Source organism: Sphingobium sp. SA916 (assembly GCF_002894065.1).
Lineage (GTDB): Bacteria > Pseudomonadota > Alphaproteobacteria > Sphingomonadales > Sphingomonadaceae > Sphingobium > Sphingobium fuliginis.
Map to the genome: position 1 here is coordinate 87,870 of NZ_LXYF01000030.1, position 24,160 is coordinate 112,029.

A 24,160-nucleotide genomic window follows, 5' to 3' on the forward strand; every position below is an offset into this window, starting at 1 on the left:
ACTAATCCTTGCAAAGTGGTGGAGCGCCGCTGCCGATTGCGCCCTCCCCTCTCCGCCAATTCAGCCAGGCATGCCCTTGGCTGCGAGGATACCGAATTCCTCGACGATGCGATCGGTTGTGTAATGGGTCACGCCGTCGCGTTCATAGGAGCTGTCCTTGAGCCGCCCGGCAATCCGCACCAGATCTCCGACTTGGGCTCGGTCGGCGATATGCTTGCGCTGGCCCTCGCTAAAGACGCTCACGCGGTTCCAGTGACTGTCTTCCTGCCATTCGTCATCGTCACCCTTGCGGCGGTAATTCGCGCAGACCGACAGCAGGGTGACTTTCGGTCGCGCATCGATTTCGCCGATCCGGCCGATGATCTCGAACTTGGCGAAGTTGATCATGCACCCTCCATTCGTGACGTCCTTTGGCGAGGAAGCCTATCGTGGACGGTCAACTTCGCGTATCCCTCCAGGCAGGGGGATTGAACGTTTGCTTCAAGCGCTGCGCCAATCTCTTTCTCAAAATAAAAATATCAAAAGGCCGCTGCTCGCAGCGGAAGCTTTTCCGATTCAAAAGGATTCAGATTCGGGAAGCCGAAAGCCCAGCGTTTCTGCGGGCTTGAGCAAGCCTATCCTGACTGGACGGGGGATTTTGCCTGCCCTTGTGGGGGCTCATTCCTGACCGATCGGGGGATGCAACCTGACCGGTTGGGGCTTTCCTGACCGCATGGGGGCCAGGCTCTGTTGGGCGCGATTCGCTCGTCATCTCGCTCCTCAGGGACGTTCTTCGCCCTCCGCATGGCCGTTTGCGAGCGTCAGATCGCTTTGAAACGCGACTCGGCGTACTTCCTTGTGTTTTGTCGTTTCGGGGTGAAGTTCCATCCTGACCTCTTGGGGGCCGAAACCGCCGTCTATCCTGCCCTGACTTGACGCAAGAGGACAGGTCAGGCAGATTTTCTTCCACGCCGGACGAATCGGTGCAGACTTCATGGCATGGATGACGAACAAGCCCTAGACCACGCTGTAACGCCCTCCCCCGCCGGTGATGATGCTTCTCCGGGGCGGGCGATGCGGGTGGCTGCCGCCCTGCAGGCCAAGGGCGGCGACGAGTTCGCCAAGCCCGGCAGCATCGTTGAGGTCAAGTTCGTCAAAGGCCAGTCGCTGAGCCTGACCGCTTCGCGTTTGCTTGCGCTGATGATTTTGACTGCGGGCGGTGATGCCTGGGAGGACCGCCCGCACAAGATGCGAAAGGCGGATATTCGCCGCGGCCACAAGGGCAATGAGCGCATCTCGGATATGCTCGAGGAACTGCATCGCACGCTTTTTGCGGTCGATGATAAGTCCTGGCGCGGCAAGAAGGCGACGCTGCGCTTTTCTCTGATCTCATCATCGCGCGAAGAAGTGGAGGACGAGGAGGGCGCTGAGGCAGGGTGGATCGAGTGGGAGTTCACGCCCGAGGCTCGGAAACTGATTCAGGAATCGGAGACCTATGCGGTCCTGAACCGGCAGGCGGTGCTCGGCTTTCGGTCGACCTATGCGCTAAAGCTGTACGAGATCGGGGCATTGCGGTTGCATCGACGCCAGTCGCTATGGAAGGGCGACATGACGGCACTGCGTGCGCTGCTCGGCATCGCGCCAGACGTTTACAAGGACTTTGCGCAGCTGCGCCGCAAGGTTCTCGAAAAGGCGAAGGCCGAAATCGACCAGCTCGCTCATTTCCGTGTGGAGTGGCGGGAAATCCGTCAGGGTCGAACCGTCACCGAGATCGAATTTCGTTTTGAGCCAAAGGATGCGCCTGAGCAGATAGCGACCGTGGATGAAATTGCCCGACACTCTGCGGGGAGGAAGGCGAGGCGCGAGGACGAGGTCGAGACTGTGGCCGTCGAAGCCGTCACGCAGGCGGCGGTGGCGGCCTTGGTGTCAAAGGATAAGACTGGGGCAGGGGAGGTCACCTTCCCGAACGGCACGATCCGATTTGGTTCGGACACGCTCGCGGCCATTGGCCGTTCGGCCGGCGGTGGTTGGGACATCGATCTGATTGCCGACGCCTATCGCGCGCAGATGGGTGAGAGGCTGGCGAAGCTGAAGGGCGCCAAGCTGATTGCGTCCTGGACCGGCTTTTGCGAGAGCTTCCTGGCGCGGCGCGGGCGCCCTTGAGCCGAAATTGCACCGGTGCAATTTCAGGGTGGCTAGCCCCCAAGAGGTCAGGTTGTAGGCGTGCACGAAAGGCTGGCGGCGCAATTCGAGGCAATTGGGCCGACCGGGCCTACTCACTTGCGAAAATAAGCCTTTCATTGACCTAAAAGTGCAAATTGAGCTATGCCCCCTACAGTTTCGCAAAGGGGGCATCTCTTGGCTGCATCACTCGATATTGAGGGCACGCAGGATCTGCTGTCCGTCTCAACGCTTGCACAACGGACCAGCTCTGTTCTCGAGCGGCTCCGCGACTCTGCGCGTAGCGCCCGGGCGGACGAACGACGCGAGCCCACCTTCCCGATCGGTAAAGCGGCCGAACTGGTCGGCCGGACCGCGGCGGCCATTCGCGAGGCCGAGAAGGACGGCCGCTTGCCGCCGCCTCCGCGAACCGAAAATAATCGGCGCGTCGGTTATACCCTGGCGCAGCTCAACGACATGCGGGGATTGTTCGGCACCCGGCCCTGGCGGGCTGCCAACGACCCCTGCTGCGTCATCGCGGTGCAGAACTTCAAGGGCGGGGTCGGGAAATCGACCCTGTCGGTGCATCTGGCCCAATATCTCGCGATCAAGGGCTACCGGGTGGCCCTCATTGATTGCGACAGCCAGGCGTCGGCAACGACCCTGTTCGGCTATGTTCCCGACCTCGACCTAACCGAGGAGGACACGCTCTATCCGTTCTTGCGGCATGACGACATGGAGTCGCTCGATTACGCCCTGCGCAAGACTCACTTCGACGGCCTCGAGCTTGTCCCGGCCAATCTGCGGCTCTTCCAGTCGGAATATGAAATCGCGGCGCGTATGGCGCGCGGGCAGGGGAACCTGATCGACCGCATGGCACAAGGCATTGCGAGCATAGCCGATCGGTTCGATGTCGTCGTTCTCGACCCGCCGCCGGCGCTCGGCGCGATCTCGCTTTCGGTGCTGCGTGCGGCCAATGCGCTGGTCGTGCCGGTCCCGCCGACGGTGATGGACTTCTCGTCGACTGCAGCCTTCCTCGCCATGCTCGACGAGACCATCGAGACGCTGGCCGATCGCGGCTTGGCCCCGTCGCTGCAGTTTCTGCGCTTCGTCGCCTCCAAGGTTGACGAGAACAAGTCGATGCAGAAGGAATTGCTGAACCTGATGCGGACCCTTTTCGGCCACGCGATCGTGCGCACACCGCTCAAGGATTCGGCGGAAATCGACAATGCGACGGCGCGGCTAATGACCGTCTATGAGCTTGACGGACCTGTCACCAGTTCGGCGGTGCGCAACCGCTGCCTCGCCTATCTCGACGGCGTGAACAGTGAAATCGAGGTCGACATCCGGTCGATGTGGCCCAGCCATCTGGCGCGCTTGCGCAAGGAGGGCCTCGCCTGATGCGAGCAAAATTGCACCGGTGCAATTCCGGGTAGAAGGGGTGGATGATGAGCAAGAAAAACGCCAACTTCGCGGCTGATCTGGTCGCCGGAATCGACCCGGGGGCGCAAGCCCCAGCGGCGCGGCGCCCTGGCATCGGTGCGAGCGTCCTGGCGGGTCGAGAAAGCCGACTTGCCGAATTGGCGACGGGCAGTGTCGTCTCACGCACACATGAACTCGTTGATCCGGCACGCTGCCGGATGTGGGTCGGCCATAACCGCGAATATGCGCTGCTTAACGAGGAGCGGTGCGCCGATCTCATCGAGAGCATCAAGGCGCAGGGTAAACAGGAAATGCCCGCCATCGTCCGCCGTGTGAAGGACGACCCTGCCTTCGATTTCGAGGTGATTTGCGGCGCGCGCCGGCATTGGACGATCAGTTGGCTGCGCGCCCACAACTATCCGGATTTCCGCTTTCTCGTCGATATCCGCAGCCTTACCGACGAAGAGGCTTTCCGGCTTGCGGACCTGGAAAACCGGGCGCGCGACGACCTTACCGATCTGGAGCGCGCGCGCGATTATTTGCGCGCGCTCGACGCCTATTATGAAGGGCGCCAGAAGGTCATGGCCGAGCGGATCAACGTCACGGAAAGCTGGCTCAGCCGCTATCTCGACCTTGCCCGACTGCCGGCAGAACTGATGGCGGCCTTTGCCATCCCACAGGATCTCAGGATCAAGCATGTCACCGCGATCAAGCCTCTCTTGAAACCGGAGGACCGGCGGCAGCGTGTGTTCGCCGAGGCGGGGCGTCTCGCTCAGGTGCAGTCCGACCGCGCAGCACCGATGCCGGTTCCCGATATCATACGCGCTCTCGCTCTAGCCGCCGATCCCCCCAAGAGGTCAGGATCCCCCAAGAAGTCAGGAAAGCCAGAAACGATCGTGTCCGAAGGGGGGAAACCATTGCTGAAAGTGGAGGCGGTGGATCGTAAGGGTCTCAAGCTCACCCTGCTTCCGCATGCCGGTGGTACGCGGGCTGAAGCGGAGGCCGCGTTGAAAGCCCTGCTCGATCAGCATTGGAGCTAGGACAATCTTCAGCGGTTCTGAGATGTGAGAGTTTTGTCTTCACATGTTGAATATGGACTGCCCAATGACTGCAGCCTTCCAGGATGACATTCGCGAGAATGAGATCATCGCGCCCCGTCGTCTGGCGGAGCGCCTGCGCTTCTCCATGGCGCATTTGGCTCGCGTTGCTCGCCTGGATCGTAAGGCCATGACTCTGTATCCCTCCGCCCCGACCGTGCAGATTAAACTGGAGGAAATAGCCCGAGTTATAACGCGAGCGGCAGAGCTCGCAGGCGAAGAAGGCAAGGCGGTTATCTGGTTCAAGCATCAACCCCTTTCTGGAGTTGGGAAAACGGCTGCGGAATTGGTTGCGAATGGCGATATCGATATCGTCATGGAAGATCTCGATCGTATGGCTGCCGGGGTCTATTCCTGACAGGCGTCACTCGATGCCGAAAGGCTAGCTTGTCCGCAGGACCTTTAGGTGAATGTCTTCTTCTCGTAGACGGTGACAATCGCCCGGCCATCCCAAACGTAGCACAGGTGCCGCTCCTGTCGGCAGTTTGCGAGTAGGCGAGGGCGGAACACCGCGGCGCACTCGCCGTCGGTGTCGCGCACGCTTTGGTATACGATGCCATCCGAACCTTGCTCACGCAGGTGTCGGCCAAGCGCCTGGCCGGCGGCATAACTGTCCGGGGCGTAGAGGGCAGGGCGTTCATCGCGCAGGCCGCGAATATCGTGGAGCATGGCGTCCAAGTCGACCGCGTAGACGCGCATGTCGAGTTCCTGCGCCGGTTCGTGGGTGTACGCCATGAAGCGGGTTCGGTGATGGCTCGTCTCGGCAACCGCAGTCTCGATGGTGTTGGAAGCATAGAACAACCCGAAACTGCCGTCACAGAATCGGCTGCCATCTGGATTTAGGTGGGTGAAGGCTGCCATGATTGCCGAGGTCCCGGGTCCCGATACGCGGTCCTCCGATGGGACGAGCGCGAGGTCCCCGACCTCGTCGCGAAGCCGGTCGTTGGTCATCGCCTCGATCGCATAGACCGCTTCTAAATCGGCCGGATCCGCTACGTCTTCAAACAGCGATATGGGCGGGAACCGGCTTGCGACGATCCGATAGCACGGTTGCCACCGCACTTGCGTCGTCGCAATAGCATCCATCAGCCGCGCTGCGCGTCGATATATTGGCGCACCACGTAGAGATCGGCGACATTGCCCGAGGTCATCCGCTCGATCGCCGGGCGTCCGGCGAACAGCGGCGCCTCATTGGGTTTGCGTACCCATTCGTTGGCGGTACGGGGCAGGAGCATCTTCAGCCCCTTGTAGATCCCCATGACATAGGAGATGCGCTCCAGCGCATCCTTGGGAATCGCCGCGACGGCGCCGCGCTTCCAGGTCTGGAAGGTCGAGCGGCTGTCGAGTCCGAGAAGCTTCATCTGCTCGGCTTCCTTAAGGCCCCAGGCGTCGGCAATGCGGAAAAAGGTGCGCAGCGCCGGACCGCTCAGGTCCTTGCGGCTAGGCGCTTTGGCGGGGACGCCGGAATGGGCAGCTGTGGCCATTGGCCATCTCCTTCTTTCTCTGTCTATGTATGATATCTGTACATAACGTCAAGAGGAGATCATTTTTCATACACGCCTAATGCGCGCGAGGCCGCGTCAGGGATGGCCGGAACGGCCGGCGAGCAGCCGGTCGATCTCGCCCATGGCCGCGTCGAACTCGGTGAGCGCCGGATGGGGGAGCGCGAGAGCGTGGTCCAGGGGTGCCGACAACCGATCCCTTCGCGGCGCTTCGGCGACCAGCAGAACCTTGCCCTTGATGCTCGCGCGCCGCGCGAGGCCCGCTATGACTAGCGCGTCGCCGATCGCATAGGTGCCGCGCCGGCTGATCCCGAACGCCGAGGTCATCTGATCGAGCCCGAGCGGCGCAAAACCAGCGAGCAGGATCCACACCTGCGGTGCCCGCGCGCTCGAGCGCAGGTGCCCCAGCTGCTCGCGCATCAGCGCCGCGCGCCGTCGCGCTTTCGCGACCAGCTCTGCAAGCCGGGTAGCGCTGGCGTGGAGAGTTCGCGCTGAGACAATGGCGCGTTCGCCAGGCCAGAGCTGCGGCTGAAGCGTTTCGGCGGTCACCGCGCCGGGGCAGGGGAGGGCAAGCTGCCACGCGCCGCACGCGGCCAGCAGCCGCCCCAGCGAGGCATCGACCGCCCAGAGCGGTGTGCGCGGGGCGGCCTGCTCGATCGCCACCGCGCGGTTCCCAAGCGAACGGATTTGCACCGCGCGCTCAAGCGGCGCGAACAGCGGATCGGCGTGCAGCAGCGCGTGAAGGCGCGCCAGACCCGCGAAGGGCAGGGGAATCTCGTCATCCGCACCGGCCTGTTTCACCAGCGTGATCGCTCTGCCGATCGCCTCCTCCGCCAGCGCATCTTCGGCTTGGATCGGGCGGTCGGCCCCGAAGCGAGCGGCCAGAGCGATGGTCTGCGCGGCGTCGGCAAACGGTTCCCACGGATGATGGCTGAGTTCGCCCAGAAGGGCGCGGACCACGGCATAGGCGGAGCAGGCGGTGAGGGGCGTCTCTTGGGGGCCGCGATCGAGCCCGGCGAACCAGGCGTTGAACCGGTGTTCGGCGTCAGCAAATCCCGCCTGCGCCAAGGCCGAGAGGAGCACCTCGCGCAGCAGCCCTACGCAGAACAGCCGCTTCTCGGTATCGGTGAGGCCGGTGAGGAGCCCGTCGAGGCGGCCGAGCGCCAGCGCGCATTCGCCTTGCGCGAGCGCCAGCTCTTCGGGTGGGGCGTCGGTGTCGGCGGCGAGGGGATGGAAGCGCTCCATGCGGGATGTGTAGTGAATGCCAAAACACTGCACAACTGCTCGGATGGTTGGTAAATCAACATGTGATAATTGCAGTTATCACATAAGCAGATTTGACCGTTCTTTATAAGGTGGGCTACAAGCGCGGCTGAGGAGCGAGGCGCGTCGTGAGCACCGAAACCGCCCGGGAAGGGCCAGAAATCCCCGTAGCGCCGCCTGAGGCTGTCCTGCCGGCCGTCAGGGCGCCGGCCGACCTTGCGTGGACGATCGTGCAGATGCGCGCCGGCGAGCGCATCACCGTCAACGAGGGCCTGATCGCCGCCTATCAGGCCGCTTCATCGCCCCATAGCATCCGTGCGCTCAAGTCCGACGTCGAGGCGTTCGATGCGTGGTGTAGGCGCAACAACCGGATCGCGCTGCCGGCCACGCCCGAGACCGTGGCCGATTATCTCGACGCGCGGGCCGGGAAGGGGAGCCGGCCGGCCTCGCTATCCCGCTACAAGGCGTCGATCGCCAAGATCCACCAGCTGCTCGAGCTCAAGGATCCGACGCCGGCGCCGCTGGTGAAGCTGCGGCTCCAGACGGTGCGCCGCGAGAAGGGGGCTGCGCAGAAGCAGGCGCGGCCGCTGCGGTTCAAGGGCCCGGTGCGCGACGTCGAGCGCGACAAGGCGCGGGGGCTCAACATCCGCGCGCTGCTCGAGAGTTGTGGCGAGGATCTGCCGGGGCTGCGTGATCGGGCGCTGCTATCGGCCGCTTATGACACCGGGCTGCGCGCCTCCGAACTGGTGGCGGTCGCCATTGAGCATATTGAGGAGGCGATCGATCCCGAAGCGCGGCTGCTGCAGATTCTGCGTCATAAGGGCGATCAAGACGGGGAGGGGGCGACCGCCTACCTCAGCCCGCGCACCGTCGCGGCGATCGCGGCGTGGACCGAAGCGGCGGGGATCACGACAGGGCCGCTGTTCCGGCGGGTGCAGGTGCGGCGCTACAAGGCGCGGGCAGCCGTGCGCGGTCGGCCGATCGACAGCATCTCGGGCCGGGAGACGTGGGATCTGCGCAAGACGCTGTCCAAGCCGGCGGTGAAGGCGCGCGTCGAATATGACATCGGCACCGTGGCGCTGCACCCGGGCTCGATCGGACCAATCTTTCGGTCGATCATCGGCCGCGCGTTCGACCGTGGCGCGCTGCCCGATTTGACGGCGGACGATCTGGCGCGGTTGCTGAAGGGGATCAGTGCGCACTCGACGCGGATCGGGCTCAATCAGGACCTGTTCGCCAGCGGGGAGGATTTGGCCGGCATCATGGACGCGCTGCGGTGGAAGTCGCCGCGGATGCCGCTCGCTTATAATCGCAATCTCGCGGCAGAGCAGGGGGCGGCGGGGCGCCTTATGGCGAAGATTGGCTAGTCATGACGGCCTAAATAGGTCTTTGGATGATGCCGTGCGACCACACGACGGCGGCAGGTAGATCGAGGGATTTGCGCAGCGGCAAGAACCGGAGAAGGGAGGCTGAGCCCCCGGGGTCTTGAGCTACAACGTTAAGCCTAAGAAACGGGCAGGGGCCTGGTAGCGCGTAGTGTATGAGCGAAGCCACCATCGCTCAAACTCATCAGCACAGTCCAATTTCGAAGAGGAAACAAGAAAGTGGTTCCGGAAACGGTATGGATCTTATCCTGTGTAAACGCTCGCGCTAAATGGCGGCGTTCTGATCGCGCTATTTGTCAGTTGCCGGGTCCGATGACGAGGCAATCGCGCGCGGCCTGAACGATGTCAGCGGTGACCTCCTCGACGCGGTTGAGGGTCATGATCCGCCGCATCTGCGCGAACAGGCGCTCCATGAGCCGGAAGTTGCCGCGCGTGATGCGGATCACGGCTGCCTGCGCTTCGATCGCGTCGAGTTGGGCCGGGTCGAAGCTGATCCCGAAATCGCCGGCGTGGGTCGCGAGCAGCAGCCGCATTTCGGTCTCGGTAAGCGGTTTGAACTCGTGGACGAAGCCGATCCGCGAGTAGAGCTGGGCATAGCGGGCGAGGCGCTTCTCCAAGCCCGGCATACCCATCAGGATCAGCCCGAAGCCGTGGCGATCGGCCATGTCGCGGAGATGTTCGAGCGACTTTATGGTCAGGCGGTCGGCCTCGTCGACGATGACGAGGGGGCAGGCGATGCGGGCGGCGTCATGGGTGATTTCGTCCTGCGAGCCGCCCGCGACCGTCAGCCGGGCATAGCCCAGCTTAATGAGGTTGAGGCCCAACACCGCGTCGATCGTCTTGGGCGTGTTGCTGACCGACACGGTGTAGAAGACGGCGCGGCAGCGAGCGACCTTTTCGCCAAGGAGCGCGGCAATGGGACGGAGCGCGGCATATTCCCCCAGGTCGGGGAAGCTGGAAAACTCGCGCGCCGATCGCGTCTTTCCGACGCCCGGCCGGCCATGACACACGCCGATATAGCGGTAGTGCGCGCAGGCTTCGGCAAACTCGACGAACCGGGCATGTTCGCGGGTCGCCAGGAACGGCTGCTCGACCAGGAACTCAATCGTCAGCGGCGTAGAGCCGGAGCCCTCGGTAGGTGGTGGGCCGGGAAGCCGTATCCTCTTGGTCGCCATCGAAGGTCTCCGTGGGGGCAGGCACCTGCTTGTCGCGCTCCTTCGCGCCGCGCCGGGCGCGCTGGATCGCGCGCAACGACGGGTGCCCAGCGTGCTCGGAGCTGAGCGCACGGCAGACGAACCGGCCCTGGTGGTAGACGTGGATCTCGGTCAGGTCGCGGGGGTCATAGACCGCCTCGACCTGCTCGCCGACGAAGGCCGCGAGCGTGGGTTCGACATAGCGCCTGCCCATCAGACGGATGCCGTCGCGCAGCACTTTACGGGGCTTGGGCACGTGCACGAGCAGCATGTCGAGCTGTTCAAGGCTGTCGGGCATTGCGGGCAGGAACCCGCCCTTCTGCCAGCGCGTGATCGGCGGTTCGCCGGTGCTGCCATGCGGGCGACGATGATAGACGCCGCACACGAACGCCTCGAAGCGGGCGCGCAGCTCGTCGAGCGTGAGCACTGGCGCCGACAGCGGCTTGCCCGCGATCAGGTGGCCGGGCAGGTCGGGCAGGAACATGTCGTTGATGGTGCGGAACAGCCGCTCGATCTTGCCGCGCCCGCGAGGACGCCCCGGCAGCGAATGGATGAGGCGGATTTTGAGGGCGATGCACGCCTGCTCGATATGCTCGGAGATGAAATCCGAGCCGTTGTCGACGTAAAGCTGTTCGGGAATGCCGCTGACGATCCATTCGGGATTGGGCTTGCGCCAGATCGCCTGCCGCAAGGCGAGCGCCGTGTTGAGGGCACTGGGGGCATCGAGGCTGAGGAAGTAACCGGCGATGGCTCGGCTGTGATCGTCAACGATGACGGTCAGCCAAGGACGCACCGGGGTTCCGGCATCATCGAGCACGAGAATGTCGAGAACGGTATGATCGGCCTGCCACATCTCGTTCGAGGTCGCGGCTTCGCGCCGATGCACTAGCTCGTGCTGGTCGCGGTAGACGGCCGGATCGGAGGCTGCGGCGATCTGGCTTGCCGGTATCGCCCTGACGACACGCGCGACGGCCGCATAGCTGGGGGTTCGGTGTCCATGCGCGATGGCGAGTTCCTGCACCTTTCGGTGAATGGCGGCGACCGGGGGTCGCGGGCGCTTGGTGGCGAGAGTGCGGGTCAGTTCGACCAGATGTTCCGGCAGGTGCAGCCTGCCCCGATCGTTGCGCGGCAGACGCGCGAGACCGGCAAGTCCTTCGGCACGGTAGCGCCCGAGCCAGCGCTGCAACGTCCGCTCGCTCAGCGTGCCGGTGCGGGCGAGGTCCGCGAGCGGGATGCCATCGGCGAGGTGCGGTTCAAGGACGCGGTAGCGCTCGATCGCCAGCGGCGGGACAAGCGCCGGATGCGTCACCGCCGACGGTCCGTGTCGCAGGTAAGGAAAACGGAGATTTGCCTGCCCATCGCCATGCGAGTCCGCTCGCGTTGCCAAACCGGCCTGTTCGACGTAAATCTACCCGGTAAAGAAAACTAGGGCAACATAGACCTGCCGATGACGACTTTCTTCCCAAACCGCGCCCGATCGGGGCGCCACCGGCCCTACGCATGAAAATCGGTTACGCCCGCGTATCGACCGCCGAGCAGAACCTGGACCTCCAGCGTGATGCGCTGAAGGCTGCCGGCTGCGAGAAGGTCATCACCGACAAGGCCTCCGGGGCGACTGCCGCTCGCCCTGGATTGGAAAAGGTGAAGGAGCTGCTTCGCGCCGGCGACACACTGGTGGTCTGGCGCCTCGACAGGCTCGGCCGCTCGCTCCGTGATCTGATCGGATGGATGACCTACCTCGACGAGGAAAAGGTCGGGCTGCTGAGCCTGCACGAGGCGATCGACACGACCACCACGTCGGGCAAGCTTACCTTCCACCTGTTCGGGGCATTGGCGGAGTTCGAGCGCAACCTGATCCGCGAGCGGACCCAGGCCGGTCTCACCGCAGCCCGCGCTCGCGGCAAGAAGGGTGGCCGGCCGGCCGCACTCGGCAAGGACAAGCGCGACCTGCCCGTCAGGCTCTACCACGAGAACACGATGCCGATCGCCAAGATTTGCTCGATGCTCGGCATCTCCAAGCCAAAACTCTACGCCTATGTGCGATCGGCCGAGACCAAGCCGGTAGCCGCGTAGCGACGCTCGCCGACAAATAGCGCGATCAGAATGCCGCCACTTAGCGCGAGCGTTTACACCGTTCGCGGTCCCGATCGGCCCAGCGTCCCCCGGAACCGTTCGTTATCGGGAAGGCATCTAAGCGGTCTGCACCATCCTTCATCTAAAGTTCTCCAAGCGCTTCTGAGGATTTTCGGGCGCACCAAAAGCACTTGCTCCTCCAGTGGCTGGAGCATGTAACCGCAATTTGCTCTCCTGCGGACGGGGGGCTGGAGGTGGCTTTTTGACGGCCCGTGTTGAAGCAATCGGTATGTCTCGACGCTCATTAGTGGCGCGGCTGGTGGCCTGTGGAACCGGCTTGGTGCTCGGTTCTCCAACGCTCGCGCGACAGACTTCCCGGTCTGCGGGCTCGTGGAACTTCGGTGCGGCTCACCTCGAATGGGAGCCGCTGGAAGTCGGCACGGGTGATACCCTCCTTGTTTCGGCACAAGTGCGCGGAGTGCCGGTGCGGGCGGTGCTCGACAGTGGCAGCGGCGCGTCGATCATGAGCACGGCGCTCGCGGCGAAGCTCGGCTTGAACGATGGTGAGCGGCGCATGATTAGCGGGCTGAGCGCCAAGGCCCCGGTGCTGCTGGTCCGCGACATCGACGTACAGCTCGCCCGCGAAACCCGTCGCTTACCCTTTGCCGTCGTTGGTGATCTGAGTTCAGTGTCGGCGGCCTTCGGACGACCGATCGATATCCTCCTCGGTGCCGATATGTTCACGGGTAGCTGCATCGCGCTCGATTTCGCGAAAAGGCGTATGGCGGTCGTCAAGTCAGGCACGTTTCTCGCCGGTCCCGACTGGCGCGCTGTCGCGCTCGGGCGCGGTGCCAAGCAGGAGCTGTTCATTCGAGCTTCCGTCTCGGGTTTGCCTCCCGTGCCCTTGATGATCGATCTTGGCAGCTCGGCCGCGCTGATGCTCTCGTCGGCCTATGCCCGCGATCAAGGGCTGTTGAACGGGAAGCTCGTCTCGACCGCGGCGATCGGCGGCGTCGATGGTGTGCGTATCAACGATGCTTTCACGATCCAGAACATCAACATCGAAGGGCTTGGCGTCTCGAACGTCCCCACACTCGGGATGAGAGCTTGGCTCTCCACCAGCACGGTTGGCAATGTCGGCCTACCGCTGATCGCTCAATTCGACGTGGTGTTCGACGTGACCGCCGGATTCGTGTGGCTCCGGCCACTCGGTCCTCGTCGTCGCCTGCCGATGCTGAAGGACCGTAGCGGCCTTGGCCTCGCAGCCTCACCAACGGCGCTCACCGTTGTTCATGTGGCGGCGAACAGTCCCGCGGAAAAGGCTGGCTGGGCGGTCGGCGACCGGATCGTGGCGGTGAACGGCCATTCGATCGATGCGAACTATACGCGTGGGGAGCTCTGGCAAGTGCGCTCCCGGCCTGCTGGCACCCTCGTAAAGCTGACGATGGCCTCGGGTGATGTGCGCGAGCTCAGGCTGGCCGATTATTATTGATCGGCTTGAGGGTGGCCTTTGCCGATCGCCTTCATGATCCGACAATCGGCCATGCGCGCCTTGGTGCAGCTCTGGCTGAGCATTGCCAACTCATCCCGCAACACCGCGAGTTGCGCCAGTCTCTCCTCCACATCCTTGAGGTGCTGAGCAGCGATAGCTGAGGCGGCACCACAATCCTGGTCCGGGTTCTGCGCCAGCCCCATCAACGAACGGATCTCGTCGACGGAGAAGCCAAGCCGGCGACCGTTGCGGATGAAGTGCAAACGCTCAATGTCACTGGCATCGTAGGTTCTGCGACCCGACGCCGTGCGAGGGGCGGATCGGAGCAACCCGATCGACTCATAAAAGCGGATCGTCGTCACCTTCGTCGAGGTCTCGCTGGCGAGCTGCCCAATCATCACCGGCTTCATCATGCCATCCTTGCTTATGCGAACGTGTCGCACATTTCGCTTGCTTCTACAGCGACTGGAGGTGGTAAGGAAGGCCGCATGAATGCTTCTACCGAAAGCTGCGGGTGCCACGGGGAGCCCGCGCGCGCGCAAACCGATCCGGCCTATCGCCGTGCGCTGCTGACCGTCGTGGTGCTCAACCTCGGCTTCGGAGTCGCCGAGCTGTTCGGCGGGTTCATCGCCGATAGCCAAGCGCTGAAAGCGGATTCCCTCGATTTTCTCGGGGACGGGTCGATCAGCCTTATCGGTCTTCTCGCGCTTGCCTGGTCCGCACGGGCGAGGGCAAAGGTCGCGCTGACGCAGGGGTTGTTTCTCGGTGCGCTTGGCGTGGGCGTAATCGGTTTCGCGATTTGGCGCGCCCTGAACGCAACCGCGCCCGATGCCGAACTGATGGGCACAATCGGCGTTGTCGCGCTCGCGATCAATGTCGTGTCCGCCTTGGTGCTTGCGCGTTTCCGGGAAGGGGACGCCAATGTTCGCGCGATCTGGCTGTTCAGCCGCAACGACGCGCTCGCCAACGTGGCGGTGATCGCCGCGGCCGGTCTGGTGGCGTGGACAGGAAGCGCCTGGCCGGACCTCGCCGTCGCCGGCCTCATCGCCCTCCTGTTCCTCCACTCCGCTTATGAAATCGTCACTGGCGCTCGGCGCGAATTGGGAGAGCGGTAGTGCGTCTGCTCGCGTTGATCCGGGCAATGCTCTCGTTGCGGCTGCTCTCCGCGCTCGCGGCGCTGCTGATCCCTGCTGCGGCAATCGCCGAACCCGGCGACGTGCAAACCGCATGGCGGCTGCTCGACTATATGGCCGTCGATTATGGCGGCGCGGTCGCCAACGGTCGGATCAAGAGCACGTCGGAATATGCCGAGATGACGGAGTTCGCCGCGTCGGTCTCGACACGGCTTCAGGGCCTGCCGGCGAAGCCGGAGCGTCAAGCCCTCATCCAGCGGGCTGCCAACCTCCAGGCGGTGATCGCGGAAAAGGGACCGACTGAACAGGTGGCAACATTGGCGCACGGGCTCGCGGCCGATCTGTTGCGCGCCTACCCGGTGCCGCTCGCGCCCGATAAGGCTCCGAACCTCGTCTCCAGCGATGCACTGTTCCGACAATCCTGCGCGTCCTGCCACGGGATGACGGGCAACGGCCGTGGCCCTGACGCCGCCAAGCTCGCTACGCCCCCGATTGCTTTCACCGATGCCGAGCGCGCGCGCCAGCGCAGCGTGTTCGCGCTCTATCAGGTGGTGACGCAAGGCATCGACGGGACCGCGATGCAGAGCTTCGCCGATCTGCCCAACGATCAGCGCTGGGCGTTAGCATTCCGAGCCGGGAGCTTCGCCTTCACGGATGCGCAGGCGCGCGAAGGCGAGCGGCTTTGGAAATCCGACCCGACCCTTCGCCGGCGCATTCCGGACCTGAAAACCCTGGTCGCGCTCACCCCGGCCGCGCTCGGCGCGGCGATCGGCGACGCCAAGGCTGACCCAGTGCTCGCGTTCCTGCGTCGTCATCCCGAACAGGTGATACAACAGGCTCCCGGCTCGCTCGCGGTCGCCCGCGCCAAACTCGCCGAAAGCGTGGCGGCTGCGCGGCGCGGCGATGCGCGCATGGCGAAAGAGCTGGCGCTGTCGGCCTATCTCGATGGGTTCGAGCCGATCGAGCCAACACTCACCGCGCGCGACGCGACGCTGATGGGTCGAATCGAGGGCGCGATGGGGGAGTTCCGCGCCTCGATCGACCGGGGCGCGTCGCCCGATGATCTCGCGGAGAAGGTCGCAGTACTGGGCGGCCTTTTCGACGATGCGGAAGCGGCGCTCGCGCCTGATGCCGCCACCGAAGCGTCCACGTTCCTGGGCGCGTTCACGATCCTGCTGCGTGAAGGGCTCGAAGCCCTGCTCATCGTTGTCGCCATGATCGCGTTCCTGCGTAAAGCCGAGCGCGGCGAGGCGCTGCGGTACGTGCATGGCGGCTGGGTCAGCGCGATCATCGCGGGCGGGATCACCTGGGCGGTCGCCACCTATGCGATCGGGATCAGCGGTGCGAGCCGGGAGCTGACGGAAGGGTTTGGCTCGCTGTTCGCCGCGGTCGTGCTGCTCTCGGTCGGGATTTGGATGCACGGCAAGGCGCAGGCCGATCAGTGGCAGCGCTATATTCGCGAGAAGATGTCGCGGGCGCTCTCGGGCGGGTCGGGCTGGTTCCTGTTCGGGCTGGCGTTCGTCGTAGTTTATCGCGAGGTCTTCGAGACGATCCTGTTCTATGCCGCGCTTTCGGCGCAAGGTGACAACGGGATGCTTCTCGCGGGGGCCGGGTCGGCGATTGGACTGCTCAGCCTGATCGCTTGGGCCATGCTTCGCTACAGTCGCAAGCTGCCGATCGCGCAGTTCTTCCGCTATAGCTCCTGGCTCATGGCGGTCCTGACCGTCGTGCTGGCGGGTAAAGGCGTCGCCGCGCTCCAGGAAGCCGGCCTTATCAACATCGCACCGCTCGCGGACGTGCCACGGCTGTCGATGCTCGGCGTGTTTCCCACTTGGCAATCGGTGCTGGCGCAACTCCTGATGGCGGTCGCCATTGCGGTCGGGTTCGCCTGGAACGGGCGCGACCGATCCCGCTCGGGTTCCGGCTCAGTGACCCTTGGTTCGAATTAGTGCAATGACATGAAAACCCTTCCGTGATAGAGGCAAGCTAGTGCGAGCCTTTTTGCCTTTCCTGACATGCCTGATGCTGGTCCTGACCAGCTTCTCCGGCATGGCCCATGCCGCCGATCTGGCGGGGGGAAGCATCGCGGGCGTTGAGTTCACGGTCCATACCGCCGGTGACATCGATCAGGTGCCATCGGACTCGGACAAGAATGTCCCGCATCATCACAATTATTGTCACGGACACGACGTCGGCGCGCCTGCGCGCACGACGATGGAATATACCCCCGTCCTCACAGTGCCCAAGCCGACAATCTCCGCCTCTGCGTCGCTCGACGGCCGCACCGGCATGGTCCATTTGAGGCCCCCCCAAGCCTGACGTCCGATTTGGGCGTGCGTTGGCGCGCCCCTGTCGATCATCGTCAGGAGTCCTATTTTCATGAATCGTATCCTCGCGGCCATGCTGGCCGCAGCGTCTTGCGCCACGATGGCGCAGGCGCAGGTCGGACCGTCCGCGCCTGTTGCGCAGGATGCGCCGGTCTACACGCTTGACCAAGCGGTCAGTGCAGCGGGCGGTTCGGCCCCTGCTGCGGAAGCGGCGACAGCTGGAATCGACGCGGCCCGTGCAGGTCGCACAGTCGCCGGCTTGCGGCCCAATCCGGTGGTTCAAGGCCAAGTCGAGAATGTCATCGGCTCCGGGCCGTATCGGGGGGTCCGCAGCGCGGAAACCACGGTCGGCTTTGCGATCCCGATCGAGCTAGGCGGCAAGCGCGGCGCCCGCGTCGCGGTCGCCAATGCGCAATTGTCCCGGGCCGAGATCCAGGCCGCGATCATCGCGGCGGATGTCCGGCTTCAGGTAACGCAGCTCTATGTCGAAGCGGTCGCGGCCGATCGCCGGGTAATGACAGCCCGCGATCAGGCCCGGATCGCCAGCGACGCGCTGCGGGCCGCGAGCGTTCGCGTGCAGGCAGGGCGGGCATCGCCACTCGAGCAACAGCGCGCGGATGTCGCGCGTATCAATGCCGACGCCAATGTGGAGCGGCAGCTTCGCTTGGCCGAGGCGGCCCGCGCCAATCTGGCGCGTCGGATCGGACGGCCGATCGACGGCCTGCTCGATGACACGCTGCTCGATCGCCTTCCCGATGTGAACGTCTATGGGCCGTTGGCACCGGTCAACACGACCGGCACACTCGCGCTGGCGGCAGCCAACGCGGATTTCTCCATTGCCGAAGCCGGCGTGCGGCTCGCGCGCGCCAATCGCGTGCCTGACCTGAACGTCGGGCCGTCGATCCGCCGCCTGGAAGCGACCAACGACATGGCGGCGGTGTTCAGCGTGTCGATCCCGATCCCGGTGTTCAACAATGGTCGCGCCGCGATTGCGCAGGCGACCGCGCAGCGGACCCAGGCGGATGCGCAGCGCCGCGTGACCGCGCTCGACATCGAACAGGCGATCACGGACGCGCAGGCGCAGGCGGCCAATGCCGCAACGACGGCTCGTGCGGCGTCGGGGCCGGCGCTGGCGGCTGCACAGGAGGCCGCCCGCATCGCGCGGATCGGCTATCGCGAGGGCAAGTTCGGCCAGCTCGAATTGCTCGATGCTGAACGCACGCTCGCCGAAACGCGGGTCGCCGCGATCGACGCGCTTGCCAATTACCAGAATGCCCGCGCGCAAGTGGAGCGACTGACCGCTCGTGCGCCCAATGGGGGGAATCAGTGATGAAGAGCTTTTATCTCGCGGGCGCGGCGTCGCTCGCCCTGCTCTTGGCTGCCTGCGGCGGCAAGGATGGCGGAAACGAGGCAACTGCCGAAGGCGCAGCTGCCAATGAGACGGCAGCGGGCACGGAAAAGGGCGGTGCTGAAGGCGGTCATGCCGGTGAAGGCGTCGTCACATTGGGTGCCGACCAGATCGCCACAGCGGGCGTCCAGGTCGGACGGCCGATCATCGGCGGGGCCGGGACGATCGAGCTGCCCGCGATCATCGAGGGCGACCCACAGGGAACGCAGGTCGTCTCGGCCGCAATTGCGGGACGCGTGGTCGCGCTCACCCGTAACCTCGGCCAATCGGTCGGACGCGGCCAGACCATTGCGGTCATCGAAAGCCGCGAGGCGGCGCAGATCAAGGGCGAGGTCGAGGCGGCGCGGGCGCGGCTTCAGCTCGCTAATTCGAACCTCGCGCGCGAACAGCGGCTGTTCGCGCAGAGAGTCTCCCCTGAACAGGATCTGATCGCCGCCCGCACAGCGGCGACGGAGGCGCGGATCGCCCTGACGCAGGCGCAGAGCATGGTTTCGGCGGCGGGTGTCGGCGGCGGCGGGCTCAACCGGCTCGGCATTGCCGCGCCGATCTCGGGCCAGATCATTGCGCGCCCCGTGACGCTGGGACAAACGGTCGCGGCGGATGCCGAACTCTATCGCATCGCCAACCTGAGCCAGGTGTCGATCGCGCTTAATCTCAAGCCCGAGGATGCGGGCCGGGTGCGTCCCGGCAATACGGTGCTGGTGAAGGCGGCAGGCCGTCAGGCGACCGCCCGCGTGACCTTCGTGTCGCCGGCGCTTGATCCGCAGACGCGGCTCGTGCCTGCGCTCGCCACCCTCGACAATCGCGGTGGCGAATGGCGGGTCGGCGAGCCTGTGACGGCAGCCGTGCAGCTCACGGGCAGCGGCGGGAGCGGGGCGGTCCGCGTGCCGACGACGGCGGTCCAGAGTTTCGAGGGCAAGTCGGTCGTGTTCGTGCGCACGCCCACCGGCTTCAAGGCGACCCCGGTCCAGCTCGGCGATGCGTCGGGCGACACGGTGATCGTCCGGTCGGGCCTGACCGGCAACGAACAGATCGCCACCACCGGAAGTTTCACGCTCAAGGCCGAGATCGGCAAGGGCGAAGCGAGCCACGAGGATTAAGCCATGATCGCCCGTATCGTAACCTGGGCGGTCGAGAAGCGCTGGCTAGTCCTGCTCCTCACCGTCATCGTCGCCGCCATCGGCGCCTTTTCCCTCTACCGGCTACCGATCGACGCGGTGCCGGACATCACCAACAATCAGGTCCAGATCAACGTCCGCGCGCCTGCCCTCTCGCCCGAGCTGGTCGAGAAGCAGGTGTCGTTTCCAATCGAAACCGCGCTCGCCGGCACCCCCGGCCTGGAATATACGCGCTCGTTGAGCCGCAACGGCTTCGCGCAGATCACGGCGGTCTTTTCGGACGCGACGGACATCTATTTCGCCCGCCAGCAGGTGGGCGAGCGTCTGCGGGGCGTGCAAGAGAATCTGCCCGACGGCGTGAACCCTGAAATGGGTCCGATCGCGACAGGCCTGGGCGAGGTGTACATGTACACCGTTCGTCTCGATCATCGCGAGGACGACAAGCACAAGCCCGGTGAACCGGGCCAACAGCCCGATGGCAGCTACATCACGCCAGAGGGCGAGCGACTGACGACCGAAGAGGACAAGGCGACCTACCTGCGCACCGCGCAGGACTGGATCGTGACGCCGCTTCTGAAGACCACACCGGGCCTCGCCGGTGTCGACTCGATTGGCGGTTACGCCAAGCAGTTCCTCGTCGTGCCCGACGTGCAGAAGCTGGCCTCGCTCGGCATCACGCTGACGGACCTGGGAAATGCGCTGGAGCGCAATAACACCAGCGTCGGCGGTGGCTTCGTCAATCGCAATGGCGAAGGTCTGGCTGTTCGCTCGGATGCGCTCGTTCGCAATGCCAGCGAGTTGGCCAGGACCGTGATCGCGACACGTAACGGCGTGCCGATCACGGTCGAACAAGTTGCGACTGTGAAGACGGGTCAGGCGATCCGCATGGGTTCGGCATCGGAGAACGGTACCGAAGTCGTCGTCGGCACGGCGATCATGCGGATCGGCGAGAACAGCCGCATCGTGTCGACCGCGGTCGCTGAGAAACTGAAGACGATCAACGCTTCGCTGCCTCCTGACGTCGTAATTCAGCCGGTGCTGAACCGCACCGAGCTGGTCAATTCGACGATCAAGACGGTCGCGAAAAACCTGTCCGAAGGCGCGGTGCTGGTCATCGTCGTGCTCTTCCTGCTGCTCGGCAACTTCCGTGCGGCCCTGATCGCGGCGTTGGTCATCCCGATCACCATGATGCTGACAGGCTTTGGTATGCTGCGCGCTGGGGTCTCGGCCAATCTGATGAGCCTTGGGGCTTTGGACTTCGGTCTGATCGTCGACGGCGCCGTCATCATTGTCGAAAACGCGCTGCGCCGGCTTGCCGAGCAACAGCATCATGAAGGCCGATTGCTCAGCGTCAAGGAACGGCTCGCGACCGTGGCAGCCGCTGCGCGTGAGATGATCCGTCCCTCTGTGTACGGGCAGGCAATCATCATCCTCGTCTACGTACCGCTGCTCACGCTGACCGGCGTGGAGGGTAAAACGTTCGGACCGATGGCGCTGACCGTCATCATCGCGCTCGCCTTCGCCTTCATCCTCTCTCTCACCTTCGTGCCGGCGATGATTGCGATCTGGCTGTCGAAGAAGGTCGAGGAGAAGGACGGCCGCATCATCACGTGGCTGAAGAAGCGCTACGAACCCGGTCTCGACCGGGCCATGAAGCGCCCGACGCTGACGATCGGTGCGGGTGTGGGAAGCCTTGTGGTGGCGGCGCTTGCTTTCACTACGCTCGGCTCGGTGTTCCTGCCGCAGCTCGACGAAGGCGATTTGCTGATCCAGTCGCTCCGCATTCCGGCAACGTCGGTCCAGCAGAGCCAGGCGATGCAGGTGCCGATCGAGCGGATGATGTCGAAGCAGCCGGAGGTGCAATTCGTCTATTCCAAGACGGGCACCGCCGAGCTGGCGGCCGACCCGATGCCGCCGAACGCGACCGACATGTTCGTCATCCTGAAGCCGCGCAAGGATTGGCCGGATCCTGAGCTTCCCAAGGAGGAGCTGGTCAGCCGGATCGAGGGTAATCTCGCGAAGATTCCGGGAAATGCCTACGAGATCACCCAGCCCATCCAGATGCGCTTCAACGAGCTGATCGCCGGCGTGCGCGGCGACATCGCGGTGAAGGTGTTCGGGGACGACTTCAACCAGATGAACCGGACGGCCGAGCAAATCGCGGCGGTGCTGCGCAGAACGCAAGGCGCAGCGGACGTGAAGGTGGAGCAGACGACCGGTCTTCCCATGCTCGACATTCGCGTCAACCGCGACGCGATGGCGCGGTTGGGCGTTACGGCTCAGGATGTGCAGGACACCGTGACTGCGACGATCGGCGGGCGAACATCGGGCCAGATCTTCGAGGGCGACCGTCGCTTCCCCGTGGTGATCCGCCTGTCGGAGGCGCAGCGTGCCGACATCGGCCTGCTCCAACAGGTGCAGGTGCCGGTGGCAGGCGGCGGCTATGTACCGCTGTCCAGCGTCGCCGAGATCAAGGTGGTCGATGGTCCGAACCAGATCAGCCGCGAGAACGGCAAGCGGCGCGTGGTGGTGCAAGCCAACGTGCGTGGCCGCGACGTCGGATCCGTCGTGGCGGATGCGCAGGCGGCGATCGGCAGCCAACTCCGGCTGCCTGCCGGCACCTATCTCGAATGGGGCGGCCAGTTCGAGAACCTCCAATCGGCAAGCGAACGGCTGAAGCTGGTCATTCCGGCTTGCTTCATTTTGATCCTGCTGCTCCTCTACGGGGCGTTGGGATCGGTCCGCGACGCCGCGATCGTGTTCACCGGCGTGCCTTTCGCGCTGGTGGGCGGCGTCCTGTTGCTGTTCCTGCGGGGCATGGACTTCTCGATCTCGGCGGCAGTGGGCTTCATCGCCCTCTCGGGCATCGCGGTCCTCAACGGCCTCGTCATGGTCAGCTCGATCCAAGATCTGATCCGATCAGGGATGAGCCGCGAGGAAGCCGCGCATGTTGGCGCGATGCAGCGTCTGCGACCCGTCATCATGACCGCGCTAGTCGCCAGCCTCGGCTTCGTGCCGATGGCGCTGGGCGAAGGCGCCGGCGCAGAGGTTCAAAAGCCTTTGGCGACGGTCGTCATCGGCGGTCTGATCTCGGCGACGCTTCTTACGCTGTTCGTGCTGCCGACACTCTATGCCCGGTTCGGGCAGAAAGTGATCGAGAAACCCGAGCACTACAATGAGGAGCATGAAGGGGACGACCACGGTCAGACCTTCGTGAACAACTTGGCCTGATGGATGGGCGGGGCGATCCGCGATCGCCCCGCCCATCTCTGGGAGATGGGGATATGCCTCGCACCATAACCAGCTCGATGCTTCACGGCGGGCCACTGCGCATCTGGTCGGCACTCACCGATCCGGATCATCGCCGGGCGTGGAGTCCGCTCGTATTTCTCGATGATCCGTCCCGGCTCGGCGACACAGAATGCACCTTTGCGATCCAGGGCATCACCCGGCCAATTCGGACGCCAGCACGGATTGATCGATTCGATAAACCGCACGCCTTCGCTTGGTCCTGCGGCATCCCCTATCTGTTCACGCTCGAAGAGCGGTACGAGCTGGCGGGGGACGATGGCGGCACCAGGCTAACGCATAGCTGCACGCTGCGCGGGGCGCTCTCCCTGCCGTTCGCGGCGATGATGTTGCGCCGCCTGCGATCCCTGATGGTCGAATCTGACGATCGCCTCGCAACCTATCTCCGCTGGCGGGTAGGTCAGCCTGCCCGGGCTATCAATCGTCAGCGCGTCCCCTTCCGCTGCAGGAGGAAGGCGCGATGATGATGCACTGTAAGCGGGTGCTGCCCGCCGTCATCCTCGTTGTCGGGCTCGCGGCGTGCTCGGAAAGAAAGCCGCCAGCCCCGCCAACGGAGCAGCAGATCCATTCGTCCGACAGCGCCGTGGCGACCGGGGAAATGGGGCGGCATAGATATCGCTGTTCCGACGGGGAACCGCTGTTCGTCGATTACAAGGACAACGGCCTGCAGATCGATTTGCGGCGCTCCAACGGGGGACCGCCGATGATGCTGACCGCGCCAGCGCAGGGCCTGCAATATGTCGGCGAAACAGCCACCGCGACCTTCAAGGGGTCGCAGCTCACCATCGTGGAAGGCGATGGCCGTACCCGGATCTGCGAGCAGGAAGGCACGCGATGAACTGCCCTGCCTTCGAACGCCACAGGGCGCTTCGTCGGAAGAGACCGATGTCTGACACGTCGATTTCAAATGTGACAACCTTGTGCGGCCTGAATCGGGCCGGTCTGGCGATCGCGCGCCTCGGCGTCGTTCTCGTCTCCGGGGCGGTTATAGGGGCGTGTAATCCAGCGCCGACCCAGCCTACCGAGCCGGCGCATGAAAAGCATCTGACGTCGAAACTAATCGCGCAGCGCATCATGTACTGCGACGACGGCACACGCGCCGATGTCGACTTCATCGATGACGGCTTGAAAATGGCCGTCACCTGGCTGCCGAAGGGCAGGACCGAGATCCTGCGCGCGCAGCGAACCGGTGACGAGTTTCGCGGCGACCATTCGCGGGCTGTCGTGGCGGGCGGATCGATCGCGTTCACGCGACGCGGGAAGATCCGCGTCTGCCACCGAACCCCGGAGGAGTCCTAG

The 24,160-nt window shown here is 64.4% G+C and carries 24 protein-coding genes; 16 read left to right on the forward strand and 8 right to left on the reverse strand.

Features of this window, described 5'->3' with window-relative positions; translation table 11 throughout:
* Positions 1–60 precede the first annotated feature (60 nt).
* Together A8G00_RS08225 and A8G00_RS25095 are read right to left on the reverse strand one after the other, a co-directional pair.
* Entirely contained in the window at positions 61–387 is a 327-nt protein-coding gene (locus tag A8G00_RS08225) for a single-stranded DNA-binding protein (RefSeq protein ID WP_017183648.1), read from the reverse strand.
* 372 nt (positions 388–759) lie between these two features.
* Positions 760–975, reverse strand: a complete 216-nt coding sequence (locus A8G00_RS25095) for a hypothetical protein (RefSeq protein WP_172451813.1) — start codon at positions 973–975, stop codon at positions 760–762.
* Positions 976–1,053: 78 nt separating this feature from the next.
* On the opposite strand from A8G00_RS25095, the gene A8G00_RS08230 reads away from it, so the two are divergent.
* The 4 genes from A8G00_RS08230 to A8G00_RS08245 all read left to right on the forward strand — a co-directional run bounded on the left by A8G00_RS08230 (position 1,054) and on the right by A8G00_RS08245 (position 5,016).
* Positions 1,054–2,142 (forward strand): replication initiation protein, encoded by a 1,089-nt coding sequence (locus A8G00_RS08230; RefSeq protein WP_041865596.1) that lies wholly within the window; start codon positions 1,054–1,056, stop codon positions 2,140–2,142.
* 195 nt (positions 2,143–2,337) lie between these two features.
* Positions 2,338–3,540, forward strand: a complete 1,203-nt coding sequence (locus tag A8G00_RS08235) for an AAA family ATPase (protein WP_103000448.1) — start codon at positions 2,338–2,340, stop codon at positions 3,538–3,540.
* 47 nt (positions 3,541–3,587) lie between these two features.
* A complete protein-coding gene (locus A8G00_RS08240) occupies positions 3,588–4,601 on the forward strand; it encodes a ParB/RepB/Spo0J family partition protein (RefSeq protein WP_028056255.1) in 1,014 nt (337 codons plus the stop codon).
* Positions 4,602–4,665: 64 nt separating this feature from the next.
* Entirely contained in the window at positions 4,666–5,016 is a 351-nt protein-coding gene (locus A8G00_RS08245) for a hypothetical protein (protein WP_017183653.1), read from the forward strand.
* A 44-nt stretch (positions 5,017–5,060) separates the two neighbouring features.
* Here the strand turns inward: A8G00_RS08245 and A8G00_RS08250 are convergent, their stop codons facing one another.
* From A8G00_RS08250 to A8G00_RS08260, 3 genes are all read right to left on the reverse strand, one after another.
* On the reverse strand, positions 5,061–5,744 hold the full coding sequence (locus A8G00_RS08250) for an RES family NAD+ phosphorylase (protein WP_015449222.1): 684 nt from the start codon (positions 5,742–5,744) through the stop codon (positions 5,061–5,063).
* Entirely contained in the window at positions 5,744–6,142 is a 399-nt protein-coding gene (locus tag A8G00_RS08255; protein ID WP_103000449.1) for an antitoxin Xre-like helix-turn-helix domain-containing protein, read from the reverse strand. The genes A8G00_RS08250 and A8G00_RS08255 overlap by 1 nt, the downstream gene beginning before the upstream one ends.
* A gap of 96 nt (positions 6,143–6,238) precedes the next feature.
* Complete coding sequence (locus tag A8G00_RS08260; RefSeq protein ID WP_103000450.1) at positions 6,239–7,405, reverse strand: hypothetical protein; 1,167 nt, start codon at positions 7,403–7,405, stop codon at positions 6,239–6,241.
* A 146-nt stretch (positions 7,406–7,551) separates the two neighbouring features.
* Here A8G00_RS08260 and A8G00_RS08265 point away from each other — a divergent pair, with 146 nt between their 5' ends.
* On the forward strand, positions 7,552–8,790 hold the full coding sequence (locus A8G00_RS08265; protein WP_013039113.1) for a site-specific integrase: 1,239 nt from the start codon (positions 7,552–7,554) through the stop codon (positions 8,788–8,790).
* Between the two features lie 314 nt (positions 8,791–9,104).
* On the opposite strand, the gene A8G00_RS08270 is transcribed toward A8G00_RS08265, so the two are convergent.
* Both A8G00_RS08270 and A8G00_RS08275 read right to left on the reverse strand, forming a co-directional pair.
* On the reverse strand, positions 9,105–9,983 hold the full coding sequence (locus A8G00_RS08270; protein WP_009824028.1) for an AAA family ATPase: 879 nt from the start codon (positions 9,981–9,983) through the stop codon (positions 9,105–9,107).
* Complete coding sequence (locus A8G00_RS08275) at positions 9,910–11,310, reverse strand: Mu transposase C-terminal domain-containing protein (protein ID WP_004212864.1); 1,401 nt, start codon at positions 11,308–11,310, stop codon at positions 9,910–9,912. Before A8G00_RS08275 ends, A8G00_RS08270 begins: the two co-directional genes overlap by 74 nt.
* Positions 11,311–11,501: 191 nt before the next feature.
* On the opposite strand from A8G00_RS08275, the gene A8G00_RS08280 reads away from it, so the two are divergent.
* Positions 11,502–12,074 (forward strand): recombinase family protein, encoded by a 573-nt coding sequence (locus A8G00_RS08280; RefSeq protein ID WP_009824027.1) that lies wholly within the window; start codon positions 11,502–11,504, stop codon positions 12,072–12,074.
* A gap of 289 nt (positions 12,075–12,363) precedes the next feature.
* Positions 12,364–13,566: an aspartyl protease family protein gene (locus tag A8G00_RS08285; protein WP_013039112.1), complete on the forward strand. Its 1,203-nt coding sequence runs from the start codon at positions 12,364–12,366 to the stop codon at positions 13,564–13,566.
* Here the strand turns inward: A8G00_RS08285 and A8G00_RS08290 are convergent.
* Positions 13,560–13,979, reverse strand: a complete 420-nt coding sequence (locus A8G00_RS08290; RefSeq protein ID WP_007406847.1) for a helix-turn-helix domain-containing protein — start codon at positions 13,977–13,979, stop codon at positions 13,560–13,562. The two genes, A8G00_RS08285 and A8G00_RS08290, sit on opposite strands and share 7 nt — an antisense overlap.
* 75 nt (positions 13,980–14,054) lie before the next feature.
* On the opposite strand from A8G00_RS08290, the gene A8G00_RS08295 reads away from it, so the two are divergent.
* The 9 genes from A8G00_RS08295 (at position 14,055) to A8G00_RS08335 (ending at position 24,160) form a co-directional block, all read left to right on the forward strand.
* Positions 14,055–14,681 (forward strand): cation transporter, encoded by a 627-nt coding sequence (locus tag A8G00_RS08295; RefSeq protein ID WP_004212870.1) that lies wholly within the window; start codon positions 14,055–14,057, stop codon positions 14,679–14,681.
* Positions 14,681–16,648, forward strand: coding sequence for a cytochrome c/FTR1 family iron permease (locus A8G00_RS08300; RefSeq protein WP_004212871.1), 1,968 nt, complete (start codon positions 14,681–14,683; stop codon positions 16,646–16,648). Before A8G00_RS08295 ends, A8G00_RS08300 begins: the two co-directional genes overlap by 1 nt.
* 73 nt (positions 16,649–16,721) lie before the next feature.
* Complete coding sequence (locus A8G00_RS08305) at positions 16,722–17,018, forward strand: hypothetical protein (protein ID WP_007406840.1); 297 nt, start codon at positions 16,722–16,724, stop codon at positions 17,016–17,018.
* 60 nt (positions 17,019–17,078) lie between these two features.
* The gene (locus A8G00_RS08310; protein WP_013039111.1) at positions 17,079–18,356 is read left to right on the forward strand and encodes a TolC family protein; all 1,278 of its coding nucleotides are present in this window, start codon (positions 17,079–17,081) and stop codon (positions 18,354–18,356) included.
* The gene (locus A8G00_RS08315; protein WP_004212877.1) at positions 18,356–19,534 is read left to right on the forward strand and encodes an efflux RND transporter periplasmic adaptor subunit; all 1,179 of its coding nucleotides are present in this window, start codon (positions 18,356–18,358) and stop codon (positions 19,532–19,534) included. Before A8G00_RS08310 ends, A8G00_RS08315 begins: the two co-directional genes overlap by 1 nt.
* A 3-nt stretch (positions 19,535–19,537) precedes the next feature.
* A complete protein-coding gene (locus A8G00_RS08320) occupies positions 19,538–22,783 on the forward strand; it encodes an efflux RND transporter permease subunit (protein WP_004212878.1) in 3,246 nt (1,081 codons plus the stop codon).
* A 53-nt stretch (positions 22,784–22,836) separates the two neighbouring features.
* Positions 22,837–23,325, forward strand: coding sequence for an SRPBCC domain-containing protein (locus A8G00_RS08325; protein WP_013849881.1), 489 nt, complete (start codon positions 22,837–22,839; stop codon positions 23,323–23,325).
* Positions 23,322–23,699 (forward strand): hypothetical protein, encoded by a 378-nt coding sequence (locus tag A8G00_RS08330; protein WP_009824022.1) that lies wholly within the window; start codon positions 23,322–23,324, stop codon positions 23,697–23,699. The genes A8G00_RS08325 and A8G00_RS08330 overlap by 4 nt, the downstream gene beginning before the upstream one ends.
* 47 nt (positions 23,700–23,746) lie before the next feature.
* A complete protein-coding gene (locus tag A8G00_RS08335) occupies positions 23,747–24,160 on the forward strand; it encodes a hypothetical protein (protein WP_004212881.1) in 414 nt (137 codons plus the stop codon).